The following is a 244-nucleotide window of genomic DNA, read 5'->3' on the forward strand; positions in this document are numbered from 1 at the left end:
ATCCAAGGAAAATACCGCGAAAAGGTTCGATGTCCGCTTCCAGTTCATGTCGATAGGACGATTCTGCAAGCAGAACGCCTGCAATGAATGCGCCCATGGCCATCGAAAGGCCTGCAGCCTGAAGCAGGGATCATCATCGGTTTCGGCCTTGCGCTTTCGTCTACGGCATTTGCGATGCAAGTTTTGGAGGACCGGGCCGAAACGAACCAGAAGCATGGCCAGCGTGCCTTTTCGATTCTGCTGT

General features: G+C 53.7%; 1 pseudogene. It reads right to left on the minus strand.

Annotated features, from left to right (window positions below):
• Positions 1 to 130, minus strand: a pseudogene (locus F9K91_RS25735) (cation:proton antiporter domain-containing protein); the annotation flags it as partial.
• Positions 131 to 244: the final 114 nt, after the last annotated feature.

Source organism: Brucella tritici, assembly GCF_008932295.1.
Taxonomy (GTDB): domain Bacteria; phylum Pseudomonadota; class Alphaproteobacteria; order Rhizobiales; family Rhizobiaceae; genus Brucella; species Brucella tritici.